This is a genomic window from Variovorax sp. YR750 (genome assembly GCF_900109805.1).
GTDB lineage: Bacteria > Pseudomonadota > Gammaproteobacteria > Burkholderiales > Burkholderiaceae_C > Variovorax > Variovorax gossypii.
On sequence record NZ_FOBJ01000006.1, the window covers coordinates 278,644 to 295,810 of the forward strand.

General features: G+C 68.0%; 13 protein-coding genes and 5 tRNA genes. 15 read left to right on the forward strand and 3 right to left on the reverse strand.

The window, feature by feature from the left end; translation table 11 throughout:
- Positions 1 to 14 precede the first annotated feature (14 nt).
- Together BMY35_RS14960 and BMY35_RS14965 are read right to left on the reverse strand one after the other, a co-directional pair.
- Positions 15 to 536 (reverse strand): Lrp/AsnC family transcriptional regulator, encoded by a 522-nt coding sequence (locus tag BMY35_RS14960; protein WP_093200194.1) that lies wholly within the window; start codon positions 534 to 536, stop codon positions 15 to 17.
- 110 nt (positions 537 to 646) lie between these two features.
- The gene (locus BMY35_RS14965; protein WP_093200195.1) at positions 647 to 1,435 is read right to left on the reverse strand and encodes a DeoR/GlpR family DNA-binding transcription regulator; all 789 of its coding nucleotides are present in this window, start codon (positions 1,433 to 1,435) and stop codon (positions 647 to 649) included.
- 314 nt (positions 1,436 to 1,749) lie between these two features.
- Here BMY35_RS14965 and deoC point away from each other — a divergent pair, with 314 nt between their 5' ends.
- The 9 genes from deoC to BMY35_RS15010 all read left to right on the forward strand — a co-directional run bounded on the left by deoC (position 1,750) and on the right by BMY35_RS15010 (position 15,206).
- A complete protein-coding gene (gene deoC / locus BMY35_RS14970; RefSeq protein ID WP_256228524.1) occupies positions 1,750 to 2,730 on the forward strand; it encodes a deoxyribose-phosphate aldolase in 981 nt (326 codons plus the stop codon).
- Between the two features lie 8 nt (positions 2,731 to 2,738).
- On the forward strand, positions 2,739 to 5,159 hold the full coding sequence (locus BMY35_RS14975) for an aldehyde dehydrogenase family protein (RefSeq protein WP_093200197.1): 2,421 nt from the start codon (positions 2,739 to 2,741) through the stop codon (positions 5,157 to 5,159).
- Between the two features lie 124 nt (positions 5,160 to 5,283).
- Entirely contained in the window at positions 5,284 to 5,736 is a 453-nt protein-coding gene (locus BMY35_RS14980) for an RbsD/FucU family protein (protein ID WP_093200198.1), read from the forward strand.
- A gap of 5 nt (positions 5,737 to 5,741) precedes the next feature.
- The gene (locus tag BMY35_RS14985) at positions 5,742 to 6,698 is read left to right on the forward strand and encodes a ribokinase (protein ID WP_093200199.1); all 957 of its coding nucleotides are present in this window, start codon (positions 5,742 to 5,744) and stop codon (positions 6,696 to 6,698) included.
- A gap of 25 nt (positions 6,699 to 6,723) precedes the next feature.
- Positions 6,724 to 7,776 carry an ABC transporter permease gene (locus tag BMY35_RS14990; RefSeq protein ID WP_093200200.1) on the forward strand — a complete coding sequence of 351 codons (1,053 nt, stop codon included), beginning with the start codon at positions 6,724 to 6,726 and terminating at the stop codon, positions 7,774 to 7,776.
- Between the two features lie 13 nt (positions 7,777 to 7,789).
- Positions 7,790 to 8,794, forward strand: a complete 1,005-nt coding sequence (locus BMY35_RS14995; RefSeq protein ID WP_093200201.1) for a substrate-binding domain-containing protein — start codon at positions 7,790 to 7,792, stop codon at positions 8,792 to 8,794.
- 13 nt (positions 8,795 to 8,807) lie between these two features.
- Entirely contained in the window at positions 8,808 to 10,397 is a 1,590-nt protein-coding gene (locus BMY35_RS15000; protein WP_256228485.1) for a sugar ABC transporter ATP-binding protein, read from the forward strand.
- Entirely contained in the window at positions 10,394 to 11,446 is a 1,053-nt protein-coding gene (locus BMY35_RS15005; RefSeq protein WP_093200205.1) for an ABC transporter permease, read from the forward strand. Before BMY35_RS15000 ends, BMY35_RS15005 begins: the two co-directional genes overlap by 4 nt.
- 151 nt (positions 11,447 to 11,597) lie before the next feature.
- The gene (locus BMY35_RS15010) at positions 11,598 to 15,206 is read left to right on the forward strand and encodes an indolepyruvate ferredoxin oxidoreductase family protein (RefSeq protein ID WP_093200208.1); all 3,609 of its coding nucleotides are present in this window, start codon (positions 11,598 to 11,600) and stop codon (positions 15,204 to 15,206) included.
- 9 nt (positions 15,207 to 15,215) lie between these two features.
- Here the strand turns inward: BMY35_RS15010 and BMY35_RS15015 are convergent, their stop codons facing one another.
- Positions 15,216 to 16,169: a phosphate acetyltransferase gene (locus tag BMY35_RS15015; protein ID WP_093200211.1), complete on the reverse strand. Its 954-nt coding sequence runs from the start codon at positions 16,167 to 16,169 to the stop codon at positions 15,216 to 15,218.
- A 131-nt stretch (positions 16,170 to 16,300) separates the two neighbouring features.
- On the opposite strand from BMY35_RS15015, the gene BMY35_RS15020 reads away from it, so the two are divergent.
- The 6 genes from BMY35_RS15020 (at position 16,301) to BMY35_RS15045 (ending at position 17,163) form a co-directional block, all read left to right on the forward strand.
- A complete protein-coding gene (locus BMY35_RS15020; protein WP_093200214.1) occupies positions 16,301 to 16,504 on the forward strand; it encodes a hypothetical protein in 204 nt (67 codons plus the stop codon).
- Positions 16,505 to 16,713: 209 nt separating this feature from the next.
- A tRNA-Leu gene (locus tag BMY35_RS15025) sits at positions 16,714 to 16,790 on the forward strand.
- A 9-nt stretch (positions 16,791 to 16,799) separates the two neighbouring features.
- A tRNA-Pro gene (locus BMY35_RS15030) sits at positions 16,800 to 16,877 on the forward strand.
- A 28-nt stretch (positions 16,878 to 16,905) separates the two neighbouring features.
- Positions 16,906 to 16,981: transfer RNA gene (locus tag BMY35_RS15035), tRNA-Trp, on the forward strand.
- A 21-nt stretch (positions 16,982 to 17,002) separates the two neighbouring features.
- A tRNA-Glu gene (locus BMY35_RS15040) sits at positions 17,003 to 17,079 on the forward strand.
- An 8-nt stretch (positions 17,080 to 17,087) separates the two neighbouring features.
- A tRNA-Gln gene (locus BMY35_RS15045) sits at positions 17,088 to 17,163 on the forward strand.
- Positions 17,164 to 17,167: the final 4 nt, after the last annotated feature.

Sequence of the window (17,167 nt, forward strand, 5' to 3'; positions counted from 1 at the left end):
AGTCCATGCAGACCCTAGCCGCGCCGCGAACCCGAGGCGCGCGGCGTGCCGGGCAGAAGGTGGTCGAGCGGCAGCGCTGCTTCCGACTTGATCTCGCGCAGCACGATGCTCGAGCGCACGTGCGTCACGCCGGGCAGGCTGAACAGCACCTCGTGCAGGAAGCGCTCGTAGTGCTTCATGTCGGGCACGGTCACGTTGAGGATGTAGTCGGCCGGGCCTGTGGCCGACACGCAGCGGATGATCTGCGGGCTGGCGGCCACGGCCTCCTCGAAGCGCTGCACCATCGCCTCGCTGTGGCGGTCGAGGTTCACCTCGGCCACGGCCGAGACGTGCAGGCCGACCAGTTCGGGGTCGACCAGTGTGGTGTAGCCGCGGATGACGCCGGCGGCTTCCATGTCCTTGATGCGCTTCCAGCAGGGCGTGGGCGACAGGCCGACGGCCTCGGAGATCTGCTGCACGGTCTGGCGTCCGTCGTGCTGCAGCGCGGAGAGGATCTTGAGGCAGTGCTCGTCGAGGGAAACGGTGCCGGCATTCATCGCGGGTAGTGGGGTTCGGGGGATCGGGTGCCGATCCCGGCCGTCGCCGCGATTCTCCTTGATCGAGGCGGCGGGGCAATGTCGTGCCCCGCCGCCGCCGGGTGTTCCTTCTACGCGTCGGAGGCGCGCGCGAATTCCAGCGGCAGGTCCTTGAACTGCTTCTTCAGCGAGGCCTCGGGCGAGCCGCCGACCACGATGCGCGCGAAGGCGTCGAGCGGGCTGAAGAACGCGGGCCGCAGCGTGCCCAGCTTGCTCTCGTCGATCACCAGGAAGCTCTGCGACGCGCTGCGGATGGCAGCCTGCTTCACCGGCACCTCGTGGAAGTTGGAGCAACTCGCGCCGCGCTCCAGGTCGACACCGCCCGCCGAGATGAAGGCCTTGTTGACGCCCAGCCTGCTGAGGTACTGCAGGCCCTCGTCCGAGAAGAAGGTGGCCGAGGAGGGGTGGTACAGCCCGCCCAGCAGCATCAGCTGCGTGTTCGGGCGGCGGCTGAGCACCGAGGCAATGTTCGTGGAGTAACACACCACGCTCAGCGGCATCTCGGGAGGCAATGCCTCGGCGAAATGGACCATGGTGGTGCCGCAATCGATGAACAGGCTGTCGTGCGGCTGCACCAGCCCGGCGGCGCGTTCGCAGGCCAGGCGCTTGTTGGCCGCGTGCTGGTCACTGGCCTCGTCGAGCGAGTAGCGCTCGGCGCCCGGCAGCGTGGTCGCGAGCACGTAGCCCCCGAGGGCGGAGAGGGGCGATTCGGCCGACGACAGGTCGCGGCGGATGGTCATCTCCGTCACGTCGAGCTGCTGCGCCGCCTGCTTGATCGGCAACGGGCCGCCGGCCTCGACGAGTTCCTGCATCCTGGCCAGGCGCACGGCCCGGGCCTCGGCTCCGGCGGTTCTTCGCATGTTCGGTCTCCTCAGGTCCACGTGCCGGAGTATCGGGCATCGCACGCTGTTTCAATGTTGTTTGAAAAACATATTGCGCAGATAAATGTTGTTGTAATAACATTTGCACCAACACGAACGACATACGGCTGCGTCGCCAGACGACACAGCCCGGAGACAAAAGACATGCCCCTTGCCTGCCCGCCGCAGTCGCGGCCCTCGCGCGCCACGGCGCCCGCCCATCCATGACTTCCACTTCCCTCGTTCGCCCCAGCGGCGCGGTGCGCTCGCGCCCGGCTGCGCCGGCCTCGGCCGCAGCAGCAGCAACAGCACCGATGACGTCGACGCCCGCGCAGACGCACATCGCCGCTTCTCGCAACACCGCCCAGCCCTTCGACACCGGCTGGATCGACGGCATCCGCTTCAACCTCTCCGCCGCTGAGCGCCGCGTGGCCACGCTGCCCGGGCGCCGCTCGGTCAAGAAGGACGCCCAGGCCGGCTGGCTACTCAAGGCCATCACCTGCATCGACCTCACCACGCTCAGCGGCGACGACACCGCCGAGCGCGTGAAGCGGCTCTGCGCCAAGGCCGTGATGCCGGTTCGCCCCGACCTGCTGGCCGCGTTGGGCTTCGCCGACCGCAAGCTGCACACCGGCGCGGTGTGCGTGTATCACCGCTTCGTCTCGACGGCGGTCGAGGCGCTGGCCGGTACCGGCATTCCGGTCGCGGCGGTGTCCACGGGTTTTCCGGCGGGGCTGATTCCGCACGAGCTGAAGCTCAAGGAAATCGAAGCCTCGGTGCGCGATGGTGCCGCGGAGATCGACATCGTCATCACCCGCGAGCACGTGCTCTCGGGCCAGTGGAAGAAGCTCTACGACGAGATGCTCGACTTCCGTCGCGCGGCAGGCGAGGCGCATGTGAAGGCGATCCTCGCGACGGGCGAACTCAAGACGCTGCGCAACGTCGCGAAGGCCTCGATGGTCTGCATGATGGCCGGCGCCGACTTCATCAAGACCTCCACCGGCAAGGAGGGCGTGAACGCCACGCCGCTGGTCACGCTCGCGATGCTGCGGATGATCCGGCAGTACGAGGCCCGCACCGGTTTCCGCGTGGGCTACAAGCCCGCGGGCGGCGTCTCCACCGCGAAGACGGCGCTCGACTACCAGGTGCTCATGAAGGAAGAGCTGGGCCGCGACTGGCTCGAGCCCGACCTGTTCCGCATCGGCGCTTCCACGCTGCTGGCCGACATCGAGCGCCAGCTGGAGCACCACGTCACCGGCCGCTACTCGGCCTACAACCGCCACCCGATCGGATGAGCAGCCCGATGAGCAACAACAACAGCAGCAACAGCAACGTCGCACGCTACTTCGACACCATGGACTACGGCCCCGCGCCCGAGAGCGACACCGACGCGCGCGAATGGCTCGCGCGCCATGCCGAAGGCTTCGGCCATTTCATCGACGGGCGCTTCACGCCAGCATCGGAGGGCGCGCATTTCGACACGGCCGAGCCGGCCACCGGCCAGCGCTTGGCCCGCATCGCCCAAGGCTCAGCGAAAGATGTGGATGCAGCGGTGGCGGCGGCGCGCGCCGCGCAGCCCGGGTGGTTCGCGCTCGGCGGCCACGGCCGCGCGCGGCATCTGTATGCGTTGGCACGAATGGTCCAGCGCCATGCGCGCCTGCTCGCGGTGGTCGAGGCGCTGGACAACGGCAAGCCGATCCGCGAGACGCGCGACCTCGACGTGCCGCTGGCCGCGCGCCACTTCTATCACCACGCCGGCTGGGCGCAACTGCAGGAGCGCGAGTTCGCCGACCAGGTGCCGCTGGGCGTGGTCGGCCAGATCATTCCGTGGAATTTCCCGCTGCTGATGCTCGCGTGGAAGATCGCGCCCGCGCTCGCGCTGGGCAACACCGTGGTGCTCAAGCCCGCCGAGTTCACGCCGCTGAGCGCCTTGCTCTTCGCCGAGCTTGCGGCCCAGGCCGGCCTGCCGCGCGGCGTGCTCAACGTGGTGACGGGCGACGGCGCCACGGGCGCGGCGCTGGTCGCGCACGAGGGCGTGGACAAGATCGCCTTCACCGGCTCGACCGAAGTGGGGCGGCTCATCCGCACCGCCACGGCGGGCACGGGCAAGTCGCTCACGCTGGAGCTGGGCGGCAAGTCGCCCTTCATCGTGTTCGACGACGCGGACATCGACGCTGCCGTGGAAGGCGTGGTCGACGCCATCTGGTTCAACCAGGGCCAGGTGTGCTGCGCCGGCTCGCGGCTGCTGCTGCAGGAAGGCATCGCGGACGACTTCATCGCGCGGCTCAAGCGCCGCATGCAGGCCTTGCGCGTGGGCGCGCCGCTGGACAAGGCGATCGACATGGGCAGCCTCATCGACGCCACGCAGCTCGAACGCGTGCGCTCGCTGGTCGCCACCGGCGTGCGCGAGGGCGCGAACTGCTACCAGGCGCCGGGCGAACTGCCGCCGGGCGGCAGCTTCTTCCCGCCGACGCTGCTGACGGGCGTGCAGCCGGCGTCCACCGTCGCGACCGAGGAGATCTTCGGCCCCGTGCTGGTGACGATGACCTTCCGCACGCCAGACGAGGCCGTCGCGCTGGCCAACAACACGCGCTACGGCCTCGCCGCCAGCGTGTGGAGCGAGACCATCGGCCTTGCGCTGGGCATTGCGCCGCAGTTGCAGGCGGGCGTGGTGTGGGTCAACGCGACCAACCTGTTCGACGCGAGCGTGGGCTTCGGCGGCTATCGCGAATCGGGCTATGGGCGAGAGGGCGGGAGAGAAGGCTGCTACGAGTACCTGAAGCCGCGCGCGTGGGCGCAGCGCAAGCCGCGCACTGCCGCTGTTGCTTCGGCAGCGGCGGCGAACGAGAGCGCGGAGGTGAAGGAGCCGGCCTTGCCCGCCATCGACCGTACTGCCAAGCTCTTCATCGGAGGCAAGCAGGCGCGGCCCGACGGCGAACTCTCTCGCCCCGTCTTCGCCGCCAACGGACAGCCTGCCGGCGAGGTGGGCGTGGGCAACCGCAAGGACATCCGCAACGCCGTCGCCGCAGCGCGTTCGGCCGCGGGCTGGTCGAGCGCGACGCCGCATCGCCGCGCGCAGGCGCTTTACTACCTCGCGGAAAACCTCTCGGCCCGCGCCGGTGAATTCGCCGCGCGCATCGCGAGCCTGAGCGGCATTTCCGCGAAAGCCGCGCAGACCGAGGTCGACGCATCGGTGAGCCGCCTGTTCGCCTATGGCGCCTGGGCCGACAAGTACGAGGGCACCGTGCATGTGCCGCCGCTGCGCGGCGTGGCGCTGGCCACGGTCGAGGCGATCGGCGTGGTGGGCGTGGTGTGTCCCGACGAGGCGCCGCTGCTGTCGTTCGTGAGCCTGCTCGCGCCGCTCCTGGCCATGGGCAACCGCACGGTGGTCGTGCCGGGCGAGAAGCACGCGCTGGTCGCCACCGACTTCTACCAGGTGCTCGAGACCTCCGACCTGCCGGCGGGTGTCGTCAACCTCGTGACCGGCCCGGCCGCGAGCCTTGCGCGCACGCTGGCGGAGCACGACGACGTCGATGCGCTCTGGGTCTTCGGCGCGAAGGAACTGTCGCGTGAAGCCGAGCGGCTGTCGGTCGGCAACCTCAAGCGCACCCTGGTCGACCATGGTCTGGCGACCGACTGGCACGACGCTGCATCGGCCGAGGGCCCTGCATTCCTGCGGCATGCCACGCAGGTCAAGAACATCTGGATTCCCTATGGCGAATGAACGCGTAGCCGTTGTTCGCAACATCGAAAACAAGGGAAATCCCCAAATAGAAAACGTTTGCGCAAACGTTTTCTTTACATAGGATCGCAACCGCGACGCCGTTCATTTCGAGGAGACAGACCGCATGCTGAAGTCCATCCACCCACTGCTCAATGCCGACGTGCTCTACGCCCTGCGCGCCATGGGCCATGGCGACGAGCTGGTGCTGTGCGACGCCAATTTCCCGGCCGACTCGGTCGCTCGCCAGACTTCGCTGGGCCGGCTGCTGCGCATCGACGGCGTGGGCACTACCGAGGCGGCGCGCGCCATTCTTTCGGTGCTGCCGCTGGACAACGCGGTGGACGATCCGGCGCGGCGCATGGAGATCATGGGCGCGCCCACCGAAATTCCGCCCGTGCAGCAGGAGATGCAGCGCGAGATCGACGCGGCCGAAGGGCGCGCACGGCCGATGGGCTCCATCGAGCGCTTCGCCTTCTACGAGGCCGCGCGCCGCGCCTACTGCGTGATCGCCACCGGCGAGCGCCGCTTCTACGGCTGCTTCGTGTTCAAGAAGGGCGTGCTCGCCCCCGAGGCCTGATCGCGATGAGCGCCGTTTCCTCGCATCAGCAACAACAGCACGGCGTGGCCGTGCTCGGCATCTTCGTGGCGGACCTCGCCTTCCGCGCGGCCGACCTCCCGGGCGTGGGCCAGACCATCGCCGGCTCCGGCTTCGCCATGGGCCCCGGCGGCAAGGGCTCGAACCAGTCGGTGGCGGCGGCGCGCGCCGGCGCCCGGGTGACCTTCATCTCCAAGCTCGGGCAGGACTCCTTCGGCGCCAATGCGCTGGCACTGTGGGCGCAGGAAGGCATCACGCCGCGCGTGCCGCAGGTGGCGACGCAGCCGACCGGCGCAGCCTTCATCTATGTGCACGAGGTCACGGGCGACAACGCGATCATCGTGGTGCCCGGTGCGGCGGCGCTCATCGACTCGGCTGACGTCGATGCCGCCGCCGACGCCATCCGTGGCGCGCGCGTGTTCGTCACGCAGCTGGAGCAGCCGGCCGGCGCCGCGCAGCGCGGCCTGGAGCTCGCTCGCGCTGCCGGCACGGTGACGGTGTTCAACCCCGCGCCTGCGCTGCCCTTCGACGACGCCGTGTACCCGCTGTGCGACTACATCACGCCCAACGAGCATGAGGCGGCGGCGCTCAGCGGCATCGCCGTCGAGACCATCGACGACGCGCGCCGCGCGGGCGACTTCTTCCTTTCCAAGGGCGTGGGCTGTGCGCTCATCACGCTCGGGGATAAGGGCGCGCTGCTGCACAGCGCGAAGGAATCGGTGCACCTGCCCGTGTTCCATGCCGGCGCGGTGAAGGAAACGGCCGGCGCGGGCGATGCCTTCAACGGCGGCTTCGCGGCCGCATTGGCCGAGGGAGCGTCGCCGCTGGAGGCCGCGCGCTTCGGCTCGGCCGTGGCCGCCATTTCAGTCACGCGCGCGGGCACCGCGCCGTCGATGCCCACGCGCGCCGAGGTCGACGCGCTGCTGGGCCGGGCGGCAGCCTGAACCGCGAGCCGCAAAGGAGCCTTCCGTGAAATTCAGGTTTTCAGACCGCGAGCTCAACTTCCTGGTCGGCATCAACGTCGCGATTCTCGTGGTCGCCACGGTGCTCTCGAAGGGCGATTTCCTCGACGTCTACAACTTCCAGTCGATGGGCGGCCAGCTGCCCGAACTCGGCCTGCTGGCGATGGGCGTGGCGCTGTCGATGATCTCCGGCAACGGCGGCATCGACCTCTCGGGGGTGGCGCTGGCCAATCTCTCGGGCGTGGTCGCGGCCACGCTGGCGCCGATGCTGGTGGATGCCGATGCCTCGCCGTGGCTCTACACCGGGTCTTTCGCCGCCATCGCGCTGGCGACGGGGCTGGCGGGCGGGCTGCTCAACGGCGTGCTGATCGCGCGTGCGGGGCTCACGCCGATTCTCTGCACGCTGGGCACGCAGCTGCTCTACACCGGCCTGGCGGTGGTGCTCACCGGCGGCTCCAGCCTGCGCGTGGGCAATGCGGAGCCGCTCTCGGCCATCGGCAACGAGAACGTGCTGGGCGTGCCCATTCCGTTCGCGATCTTCGTGGCGATGCTGCTGGCCGTGGGCTGGCTGCTCAAGCAGAGCCCGTTCGGCATCCGGCTCTTCCTGCTCGGCACCAATGCCAAGGCGGCGCGCTACGCGGGCATTCCGCAGGGCCGCATGCTGATCGCCACCTATGCGCTGTGCGGCGTGCTGGCGGCGGTGGCGGGCGTGATCATCGCGGGCCGCACGGCCAGCGTGAAGTCGGACTACGGCAACTCCTACCTGCTCATCGCCATCCTCATCACCGTGATGGCGGGCGTGCGGCCGCAGGGCGGCTACGGGCGCATGGTGTGCCTGTTCTTCTCGGCCGTGGCGCTGCAGCTGCTGTCGAGCACCTTCAACCTGCTGGGCATTTCCAACTTCTTCCGCGACTGCGCCTGGGGCCTGCTGCTGCTGTTCTTCCTGGCATCGGCGCGCTTCAGCCTGGCCGACCTGCGCAGCTTCGTCCCCGTTTCGCGCACCAGCGCACCGCCGCATCAGCCCCCTCCTGGCGCGACGCAGAGAACCACCGAGGGCTAGGAGACAAACGAACATGCTGAAGAAAACCAAGATCGCCTGCACCGTACTGGCACTCGGCACCGTGGCCTTCGCCTCGGCGCTGCATGCGCAGGGCAAGCCGCAGGACATCGTCACCGTGGTGAAGATCACCGGCATCAGCTGGTTCAACCGCATGGAAGTGGGCGTGAAGGAGTTCGGCAGCAGCACGCCGGGCGTGGCCACGCGCCAGATCGGCCCGGCCCAGTCCGACGCCGCCCAGCAGCAGCGCCTGGTGGAAGACCTGGTGGCCAAGAAGGTCGATGCGATCGCGGTGGTGTCGATGGACCCGCCCACGCTGGAGCCGGTGCTCAAGCGCGCGATGGAGCGCGGCATCAAGGTCGTCACGCACGAGGCCGACAACCAGAAGAACACCATGGTCGACATCGAGGCCTTCGACAACACGGCCTACGGCGCGCGTATCAACGAGCGCCTGGCCGCCTGCATGGGCCAGCAGGGCAAGTGGACCTCGCTGGTCGGCTCGCTGGGCAGCCAGTCGCAGGTGCAGTGGGCCGACGGCGGCGCTGCCAATGCGAAGAAGTACCCCAAGATGCAGCTGGTCGACGCCAAGAACGAGTCGCTTAACGACGCCGAGAAGGCCTACGGCAAGGCCAAGGAAATGCTGCGCAAGCACCCGGACCTGAAGGGCTTCCAGGGCTCGTCGTCGCTCGACGTGCTGGGCATCGGCCGCGCGGTGGAAGAGGCCGGCCTGCAGGGCAAGATCTGCGTCTTCGGCACCGGCCTGCCGAGCGAGGCGGCCAAGTTCCTCGAGTCGGGCGCGGTCGGCGGCATCGCCTTCTGGGACCCGAAGGACGCCGGCATCGTCATGAACAAGGCGGCCAAGATGCTGCTCGACGACAAGACCATCACCGACGGCACCGACATGGGCGTGCCGGGCTACAACAAGGTCTCGGTCAAGAAGGGCCCGGGCGTCGGCATCATCGTCACGGGCCAGGCCTGGGTCGAGGTCGACAAGCAGAACTACAAGAAGTACTCGTTCTGAGCTTCCGCCGGCCATGACTCTTACCGCGCCTTCCACGCAAGCAAGCCCGGCAAGCTCAGAGAGCACGGCCGGGCGCCGGGTCTTCCTCGAGGTGCAGGACGTGCACAAGCGCTTCGCGGGCGTGCACGCGCTGCGCGGCATCGACCTCGTCATCGAGGCCGGCGAGATCTACCACCTGCTCGGCGAGAACGGCTGCGGCAAGAGCACGCTGATCAAGATCATCTCGGGCGCGCAGCCGCCGAGCCAGGGGCGCATCGTGATCGACGGGCAGCCGTACGAATCGCTGTCGCCGCTGCAGGTGCTCACGCTGGGCATCGAGACGGTCTACCAGGACCTGTCGCTGCTGCCGAACATGAGCGTGGCCGAGAACGTGGCGCTCAGCGAGCAGCTCGTGGCCACCGGCGGCCGGCTGGCGCGGCGCTTCGACCGCAAGGCGGTCGCGGCCACCGCCACGCGGGCGCTGCAGGCGGTGAAGCTGCCGACCGACGCGGCATTCCTCGCGCGGCGAGTGGACGAAATGCCTATCGCCACCCGGCAGTTGGTGGCCATCGCGCGCGCGGTGGCCACCCGCGCGCGCATGGTCATCATGGACGAGCCCACCACCTCGCTCACGCAGAAGGAGGTGGACAACCTCGTGCACGTGGTCGAAGTGCTGCGCGAGCAGGGCGTGGCCGTGCTGTTCGTGAGCCACAAGCTCGACGAGTGCATGGCCATGGGCGGCCAGGCCATCGTGTTCCGCGACGGCACGAAGGTGGCGCAGGGACCGATCCGCGATTTCACCAAGGCGCAGATCGCGCACTGGATGACCGGCAAGCACCTCGACGGCGAGCGCTACCGCCACGGCACGCATGGCGGCGACGAACTGCTGAAGGTGGAATCGCTGGGCCGCGGCGCGCAGTTCAGCGACGTGAGCTTCGCGCTGCGCAAGGGCGAGATCCTCGGCGTGACCGGGCTGCTCGATTCCGGCCGCAACGAACTCGCGCTGGCGCTGGCCGGCGTGCAGGGCGCCGACCGCGGACGCGTGCTGCTCGACGGCAGGCAGATCGTGCTGAAGACGCCCACCGACGGCATCCGCCAGGGCATCGGCTACGTGCCGGAAGACCGGCTGAGCGAGGGCCTGTTCCTCGACAAGCCGATCCGCGACAACATCGTTACGGCGGTGCTGAACCGCCTGCGCGGTCGCTTCGGCGCGCTCGACATGCGGCAGTGCCAGGCGCTGGCCGAGCGCACCGTGGGCGAGCTGCAGATCGCCACGCCCGACGTCGACCGGCCGGTGCAGTCGCTCTCGGGCGGCAACCAGCAGCGCGTGCTCATCGGGCGCTGGCTGTCCATCGGGCCGCGCGTGCTGATATTGCACGGCCCCACCGTGGGCGTGGACGTGGGCTCCAAGGACACCATCTACCGCATCGTGCAGCGGCTGGCCGAGCAGGGGCTGGGCGTGATCCTGGTGAGCGACGACCTGCAGGAGCTGCTGCAGAACTGCGACCGCATCCTGCTGATGCGCAAGGGCCGCATCGCCAACGACTTCGACGCGCAGGGGCTCGCCGAGAGCGACCTCTACCACGCGCTGGTTTCCGACACACCTTCCCCCGCATTCTCATGACGGCTTCCACCATGCAAGCGCATTCCGCGCCGGCCACGCCGGAATCGGCTCCGCTCCCGCCCGAGGCGCGGTTCTCGCTGCGCGGCTGGCTCGCGCAGCGTCCCTCGGTCTTCACGCTCGCGCTGATCGTGCTGGCGAGCCTGGCGGTGGGCGCCATCAACCCGAGCTTCTTCCAGCTGCCCGTGCTCTTCGACATCGTGCGCGCCTGCACGGTGCTGGGCCTGTTCGCGCTGGGCGTGCTGATCGTGCTGGCCGCCGGCGGCATCGACGTGTCGTTCGCGGCCATCGCGGCGCTCACGATGTACAGCATCACCAAGCTGGTGCTGAACTACTTTCCCGAGGCGCCCATCGCGCTGCTGCTGATCGCCGGCGCGGCGAGCGGCGCGCTGCTGGGCGTGCTCAACGGGCTGCTGGTGCATTGGCTCAAGGCGCCGTCGCTGATCGTGACCATCGGCACGCAGTACCTGTACCGGGGCATCCTGCTGACCTTCGTGGGCACCGTGTTCTTCATGAACGTGCCCGCGCCGATGGACGCCTTCGGCAAGCTGGCGCTGTGGCGCTTCGACACCCCGCAGGGCCTGCACGTGGTGCTGCCCGCCACCGTGCTGGTGCTGGTCTTCGCGGCGGCGCTGACCTGGTGGCTGCTGAACCGCACGCTGATCGGCCGCGCGGTGTACGCCATCGGCGGCAGCCTCGCTATCGCGGAGCGGCTGGGCTACAACCTTCGCACGGTGCACGTCTTCGTGTTCGCCTACGCGGGCTTTCTCTCGGGGCTGGCGGGCATCGTGCACGTGTCGAGCACGCGGCTGGCGAACCCCTTCGACCTGGTGGGCAACGAGCTGGACGTGATCGCTGCCGTGATCCTCGGCGGCGCGCGCATCACCGGCGGCAGCGGTACCGTGGGCGGCACCTTGCTGGGCGTGGTGCTGGTCACGCTGATCAACAACGTGCTGATCCTGGCCGGCGTGCCCAGCACCTGGCAGAAAGTGATCATCGGGGCGTTCATCCTGGTGGCGGGGGGCTTCTTCGCGATGCGCAGGCAGGACTGAGGCTGGTGGCGCTTGTTTTCTCGGAATTTCGACAATCGGAAAAGAAAATCGTATTTTTCCGATTGAATGAAGAGGATTTTTCTCGAAACAAGGGTCTGCCCTAGCGTATTGAGGAAGCACTTCCCCGGAGGGCGGCAGAACAATTCCGGGCATGAATGCCCCACTCAATGCCACCGCGATAAGACGGCCCGGCTACCAACTCTCCGACAACATCTGGGCCGAATCCGGCTCGGTTTTCCTGACCGGCACGCAGGCGCTGATCCGCGTGCTCGTGATGCAGGGCCGGCGCGATGCGCAACGCGGCCTGCACACCCAGGGCTTCGTCAGCGGCTACCGCGGCTCGCCGCTGGGCATGGTCGACCAGGCGATTTGGAAGGCCGGCGCGCGCTTCAAGGAGACGGGCATCCGCTTCGTGCCGGCCGTCAACGAGGAACTGGCCGCCACGCAGGTGCTGGGCACCCAGCGCGTGGAATCGGACCCCGAGCGCACCGTCGATGGCGTGTTCTCCATGTGGTACGGCAAGGGCCCCGGCGTGGACCGCGCGGGCGACGCGCTCAAGCACGGCAATGCCTACGGCTCGTCGCCGCACGGCGGCGTGCTGGTGGTGGCGGGCGACGACCACGGCTGCGTGTCGTCGTCGATGCCGCACCAGAGCGACCACGCCTTCATGGCGTGGCGCATGCCCATCATGCAGCCCTCGAGCGTGGCCGAGTACCTGGAGTACGGCCTGTACGGCTACGAGCTCTCGCGCTACTCGGGCGCGTGGGTCGGCATGGCGGCGCTGTCCGAGGTGGTGGAGAGCGCGGGCACCGTCGACCTGGACGCGATCAACACCCGCGTCGATGCCTGGGAAGACGCCGAGGCGGTGAGCGCCGCCACCGGCCACCGTGCGCCGCCGGACGGCCTGCACTACCGCTGGCCCGACCTGCCTTCGCTGCGCATCGAGTCGCGGCTCGAAGACAAGCTCGCGGCCGTGGCCGCATTCACCAGGCGCAACAGCATCGACCGGCACGTGATCGTGAGCGAGCACGCCAAGGTCGGCATCGTCACCTGCGGCAAGGCGCACCACGACCTGATGGAAGTGCTGCGCCGGCTCGAGCTTTCGCCGGAGCAACTGGCGCGCGCCGGCGTGCGGCTCTACAAGATCGGCCTGAGCTTTCCGGTGGAGCAGACGCGCATCAAGGCCTTCGCGCAGGGGCTGGAAGAGATCCTCATCGTCGAGGAGAAGGGCGCGGTCGTCGAGACACAGCTGCGCGACATCTTCTACAACGCGCCCGCCGATGCGCGCCCCGTGCTCGTCGGCAAGCATGACCGCGAGGGACAGCCGCTGGTGTCGGCGCTGGGCGAGCTGCGCCCGTCGCGGCTCATCGAGCTGGTCGCCCACTGGCTGGCCGTTCACTTCCCCGACAACCACGACCTGGGCGACCACCTGCAGCACGTGCGCGACTTCACGCCGCCGGAGCTGCTCGGCAACGCGAGCGATGCGGTCAAGCGCCTGCCGTACTTCTGCGCGGGCTGCCCGCACAACACCAGCACCAAGGTGCCTGAAGGCTCGACGGCGCGCGCGGGCATCGGCTGCCACTTCATGGCGAACTGGATGGACCGCAGCACCGCGGGCCTCATCCAGATGGGCGGGGAGGGCGTGGACTGGATCTCGCACGCCATGTTCACGAAGACGCCGCACGTCTTCCAGAACCTGGGCGACGGCACCTACTACCACTCGGGTTACCTCGCGATCCGCCAGGCCGTGGCGGCCAAGGCGACGCTCACCTACAAGATCCTGTTCAACGACGCGGTGGCGATGACGGGCGGGCAGCCGGTCGACGGTGTCATCAGCGTGGACGCCATCGCGCGGCAGGTGGAGTCAGAGGGGGTGAGCAAGGTCGTGGTGGTCAGCGATGCGATCGGCAAGTACGACGACATCAAGGGCCGCTTCCCGCAAGGCACCGAGTTCCACGACCGCGCCGCGCTCGACGAGGTGCAGCGCCGCCTGCGCGAGATGGCGGGCGTGACAGTGCTCATCTACGAGCAGACCTGCGCCGCCGAGAAGCGCCGCCGCCGCAAGAAGGGCGAGCTGGCCGATCCGCCCAAGCGCCTCTTCATCAACGAGGCCGTGTGCGAGGGCTGCGGCGACTGCACCGTGCAGAGCAACTGCGTGGCCGTGCTGCCGCACGAGACGCCGATGGGCCGCAAGCGCAAGATCGACCAGACCAGCTGCAACAAGGACTACTCCTGTGCCAAGGGCTTCTGCCCCAGCTTCGTGGGCGTGACGGGCGGCAAGCTGCGTCGCAAGAGCGGCGCGCTGGCAGCGGGGCGCGATGCCTTCCTGCACCGCGTGGCCGCGTTGCCGTACCCGGCGGAGCACGCCTGGACCGCTCCCTACGACCTGCTCGTGACCGGCGTTGGCGGTACCGGCGTGGTGACCGTGGGCGCGGTGATCGCCATGGCCGCGCACCTCGAGGGCAAGGCCGCGAGCGTGCTCGACTTCATGGGCTTCGCGCAGAAGGGCGGCTCGGTGCTGAGCTTCGTGCGGCTGGCCGATTCGCGCGAGCGGCTGCACCAGGTGCGCATCGACACGCAGCAGGCCGACGCGATCCTCGCCTGCGACGTGGTGGTGGGCGCATCGGCCGATGCGCTGCAGACCGTGCGACACGGGCGTACGCGCGTGCTCGCGAACATCCACGAGATTCCGGTCGCCGAGGCGCTGCGCAACCCCGATGCGGACCTGCATGTCGACCTGCTGCTGGAGAAGATGCGCTTCGTGGCCGGCGACGAGCAGGTCGAGACTTTCGACGCGCAGAGCCTGGCCGAGGAGTTCCTGGGCGACACGCTCGCCGCGAACATCGTCGCGGCCGGCTATGCGTGGCAGCGCGGGCTGGTGCCGCTGAGCCTGGAAGCGCTGATGCACGCGATCGAGCTCAACGGCGTGGCGGTTGCCGCGAACCAGTCGGCCTTCTCGTTGGGGCGGCTTGCGGCTGGCAATCCCGAGGCGCTCGATGCGCTGCGCGCCGCGCCCGTTGATGCACAGGCCTCTTCCGCCGACGAACGCCCGCTCGACGTGCTGATCGCCGACGCGCGCCGCCACCTGACGGGCTACCAGAACGCCGCATGGGCGGATCGCTTCGAGACGCGCATTCGCAGCCTGCGTGCGCGCGAGGCCGGGCTGCAGGGCGGCGACGCGAGCCTGCCCTTCACGCGCAACGCGGCGCGCAGCCTGCTCAAGCTCATGAGCTACAAGGACGAATACGAAGTCGCGCGGCTTTACACCGACGGCGCGTTCCTGCAGAAGCTCAACGAGCAGTTCGAAGGCGACCTGAAGCTCGAATTCCACATGGCGCCGCCGGTGCTTTCGCGCGGCGCGCACGGGAAGGCGCCCGCCAAGATCCGCATCGGAAGCTGGATGCTGCCCGCGATGCGCTGGCTGGCGCATGGCAAGCGGCTGCGCGGCACGGCGTTCGATCCGTTCGGGCGTACCGGCGAACGGCGCATGGAGCGCGAACTGATCGCGCACTTCGATAGCCTGCTCGAATCCATATCGGGTGAGCTCTCGGCCGGGAACCAGGCGACGGCCGCGCGCATTGCGGCGCTGCCGCTGTCCATTCGTGGCTTCGGCCACGTCAAGCTCGCGAATTTCGAAGCCGCCAAGGTGCAGGAGGCGGAACTGCTGCACCGCTTCGCGCCGGCGCGCTATCCGAAGCCCGAGCGCACGCCGGCGGCAGGGCAGATCAGGGGGATCGCGATCGTGGCGGGCGCGCGCTGAGGCCGAGGTTCAGCCCACTGCCTTGATGAGCTTGTCGCGCCCCGCCTTCGCGAGCATGGAGGCGACGGCGCACGAAGCGAGCCGCGCGGATTCGGAGTCGGCGCGGCTCGTGAGGATCACGGGCACCTTCGTGCCCAGCACTATGCCTGCCGCATAGGCGCCGCCAAGGAAGGTCAGGCTCTTCGCGAGCATGTTGCCCGCGTCGAGGTCGGGCACGATGAGCACGTTGGCGCGGCCCGCCACCGGCGAATTGATGCCCTTGATGCGCGCGGCCTCGGCGTCGATGGCGTTGTCCATCGCAAGCGGGCCGTCGAGCACCGCGCCGGTGATCTGGCCGCGGTCGGCCATCTTGCAGAGCACGGCCGCATCGAGCGTGGAAGGCACCTTGGCGTTGACCGTCTCCGTTGCCGAGAGCACAGCCACGCGCACCGCCGGCATCAGCAGCGCATGCGCGAGGTCGATGGCGTTCTGCACGATGTCGACTTTTTCCTCCAGCGTCGGCGCGATGTTGATTGCCGCGTCGGAAATGATCAGCGGCTGCGCGTGGCCGGGGATGTCCATCACGAAGCAATGACTGATGCGACGCGAGGTGCGCAGGCCTCCTTCGCGACGCACGACGGCGCCCATGAGCTCGTCGGTGTGGAGGCTGCCCTTCATCAATGCATCGACTTCTCCGCGCAGCGCCATCGCGACGGCTGCGTCGGCCGCCGCATGGCTGTGAGGCGCGTCGACGATCGCGATGCTGGAGAGGTCGATGCCGATCTCGTGCGCCGCGGCTTCGATCTTCGCGCGCGGGCCTACCAGCGTCGGCGCGATGAGCCCCAGTGCTGCGGATGCAAGCGCCGCTTCGAGCGACACCGCGTTGGCCGGATGCACCACCGCAACACGCAATGGAGGAAGGCCGCGCGCGGTTGCGATGAGGCGGTCGTAGTGCGGGTGTGTTGCGAGTGTCGAAGACGCCATGCGGGCTCCTGTGGATGATCGGGACGAGATGAGTTGCCGCAACGGTACTTGAAAAAAAGTTTGTCCAAGCAGTTGACGATTGTGTAAAGACTATTTACAGTCCGCTCCACTCAACGCCAACAGGACACATCGTGAAAGCAGCAAAGATCCGCATCTACAGCACCTGCCCCGTATCGGGCAACGTGTTCGTGCGCGTCGCTTCGCATGCTGTTCTCGGCCTGCAGCCGGTGCTGCAGCAGCTCGATCAACTCCCGTATCCGATGCTCAAGCCGCAGGCCAATCTGTGGTCGTGCGATTACGAGGATCAGGTGCAACCGGGTGGAGGAAGCGCGTAGGCGCAGACCTCCCAAGCTCTCTCCAGCAGAGGCCCGGACACCGAAAGGTTCCGGGCCTCTTTGTTTTTCGTTCAAGCCATTTTTCCGAGCAGCGATCGTGCTGCATGACACAAGGCTCAGGCCTTGTGGACGCTCCTTAAAAATTCGCAAGCATCGAAGCGAGACCGGCCACCGGTACGGATCGTCGCTTCGCACCATCTTTTCTTTCAGCCCTGGTGACGCAATTGGTAGACGTGTCCGCCTTAGAAGCGGAATTCTGGGAGTTCGAGTCTCCCCTGGGGCACCAAATTTTTCTCTGGGTGTAGTGTCAATCTGGTAGACGGCCTGCCTTGGAAGCAGGAGGCTGCAGGTTCAAATCCTGCCACTCAGACCATCTCTTTTCTTTCTTCTTTTTCTCTTACGCGTGTGTAGCTCAATTGGCAGAGCACTGGACTCCAAACCCAACGGTTGAAGGTTCGACTCCTTCCGCGCGCGCCATTTCTTCATTTCTGTTTCAACGTCTCGTTCGTCTAGCGGTCCAGGACCTCGGAGTTTCATCCCGAAGATCGTGGGTTCGAATCCCACACGAGGCACCATTTTTTACCGGCCCTTCGCCTAGTGGTCCAAGGCACCGGGTTTTGATCCCGGGATCCAAGGTTCGAATCCTTGAGGGCTTGCCAGCTT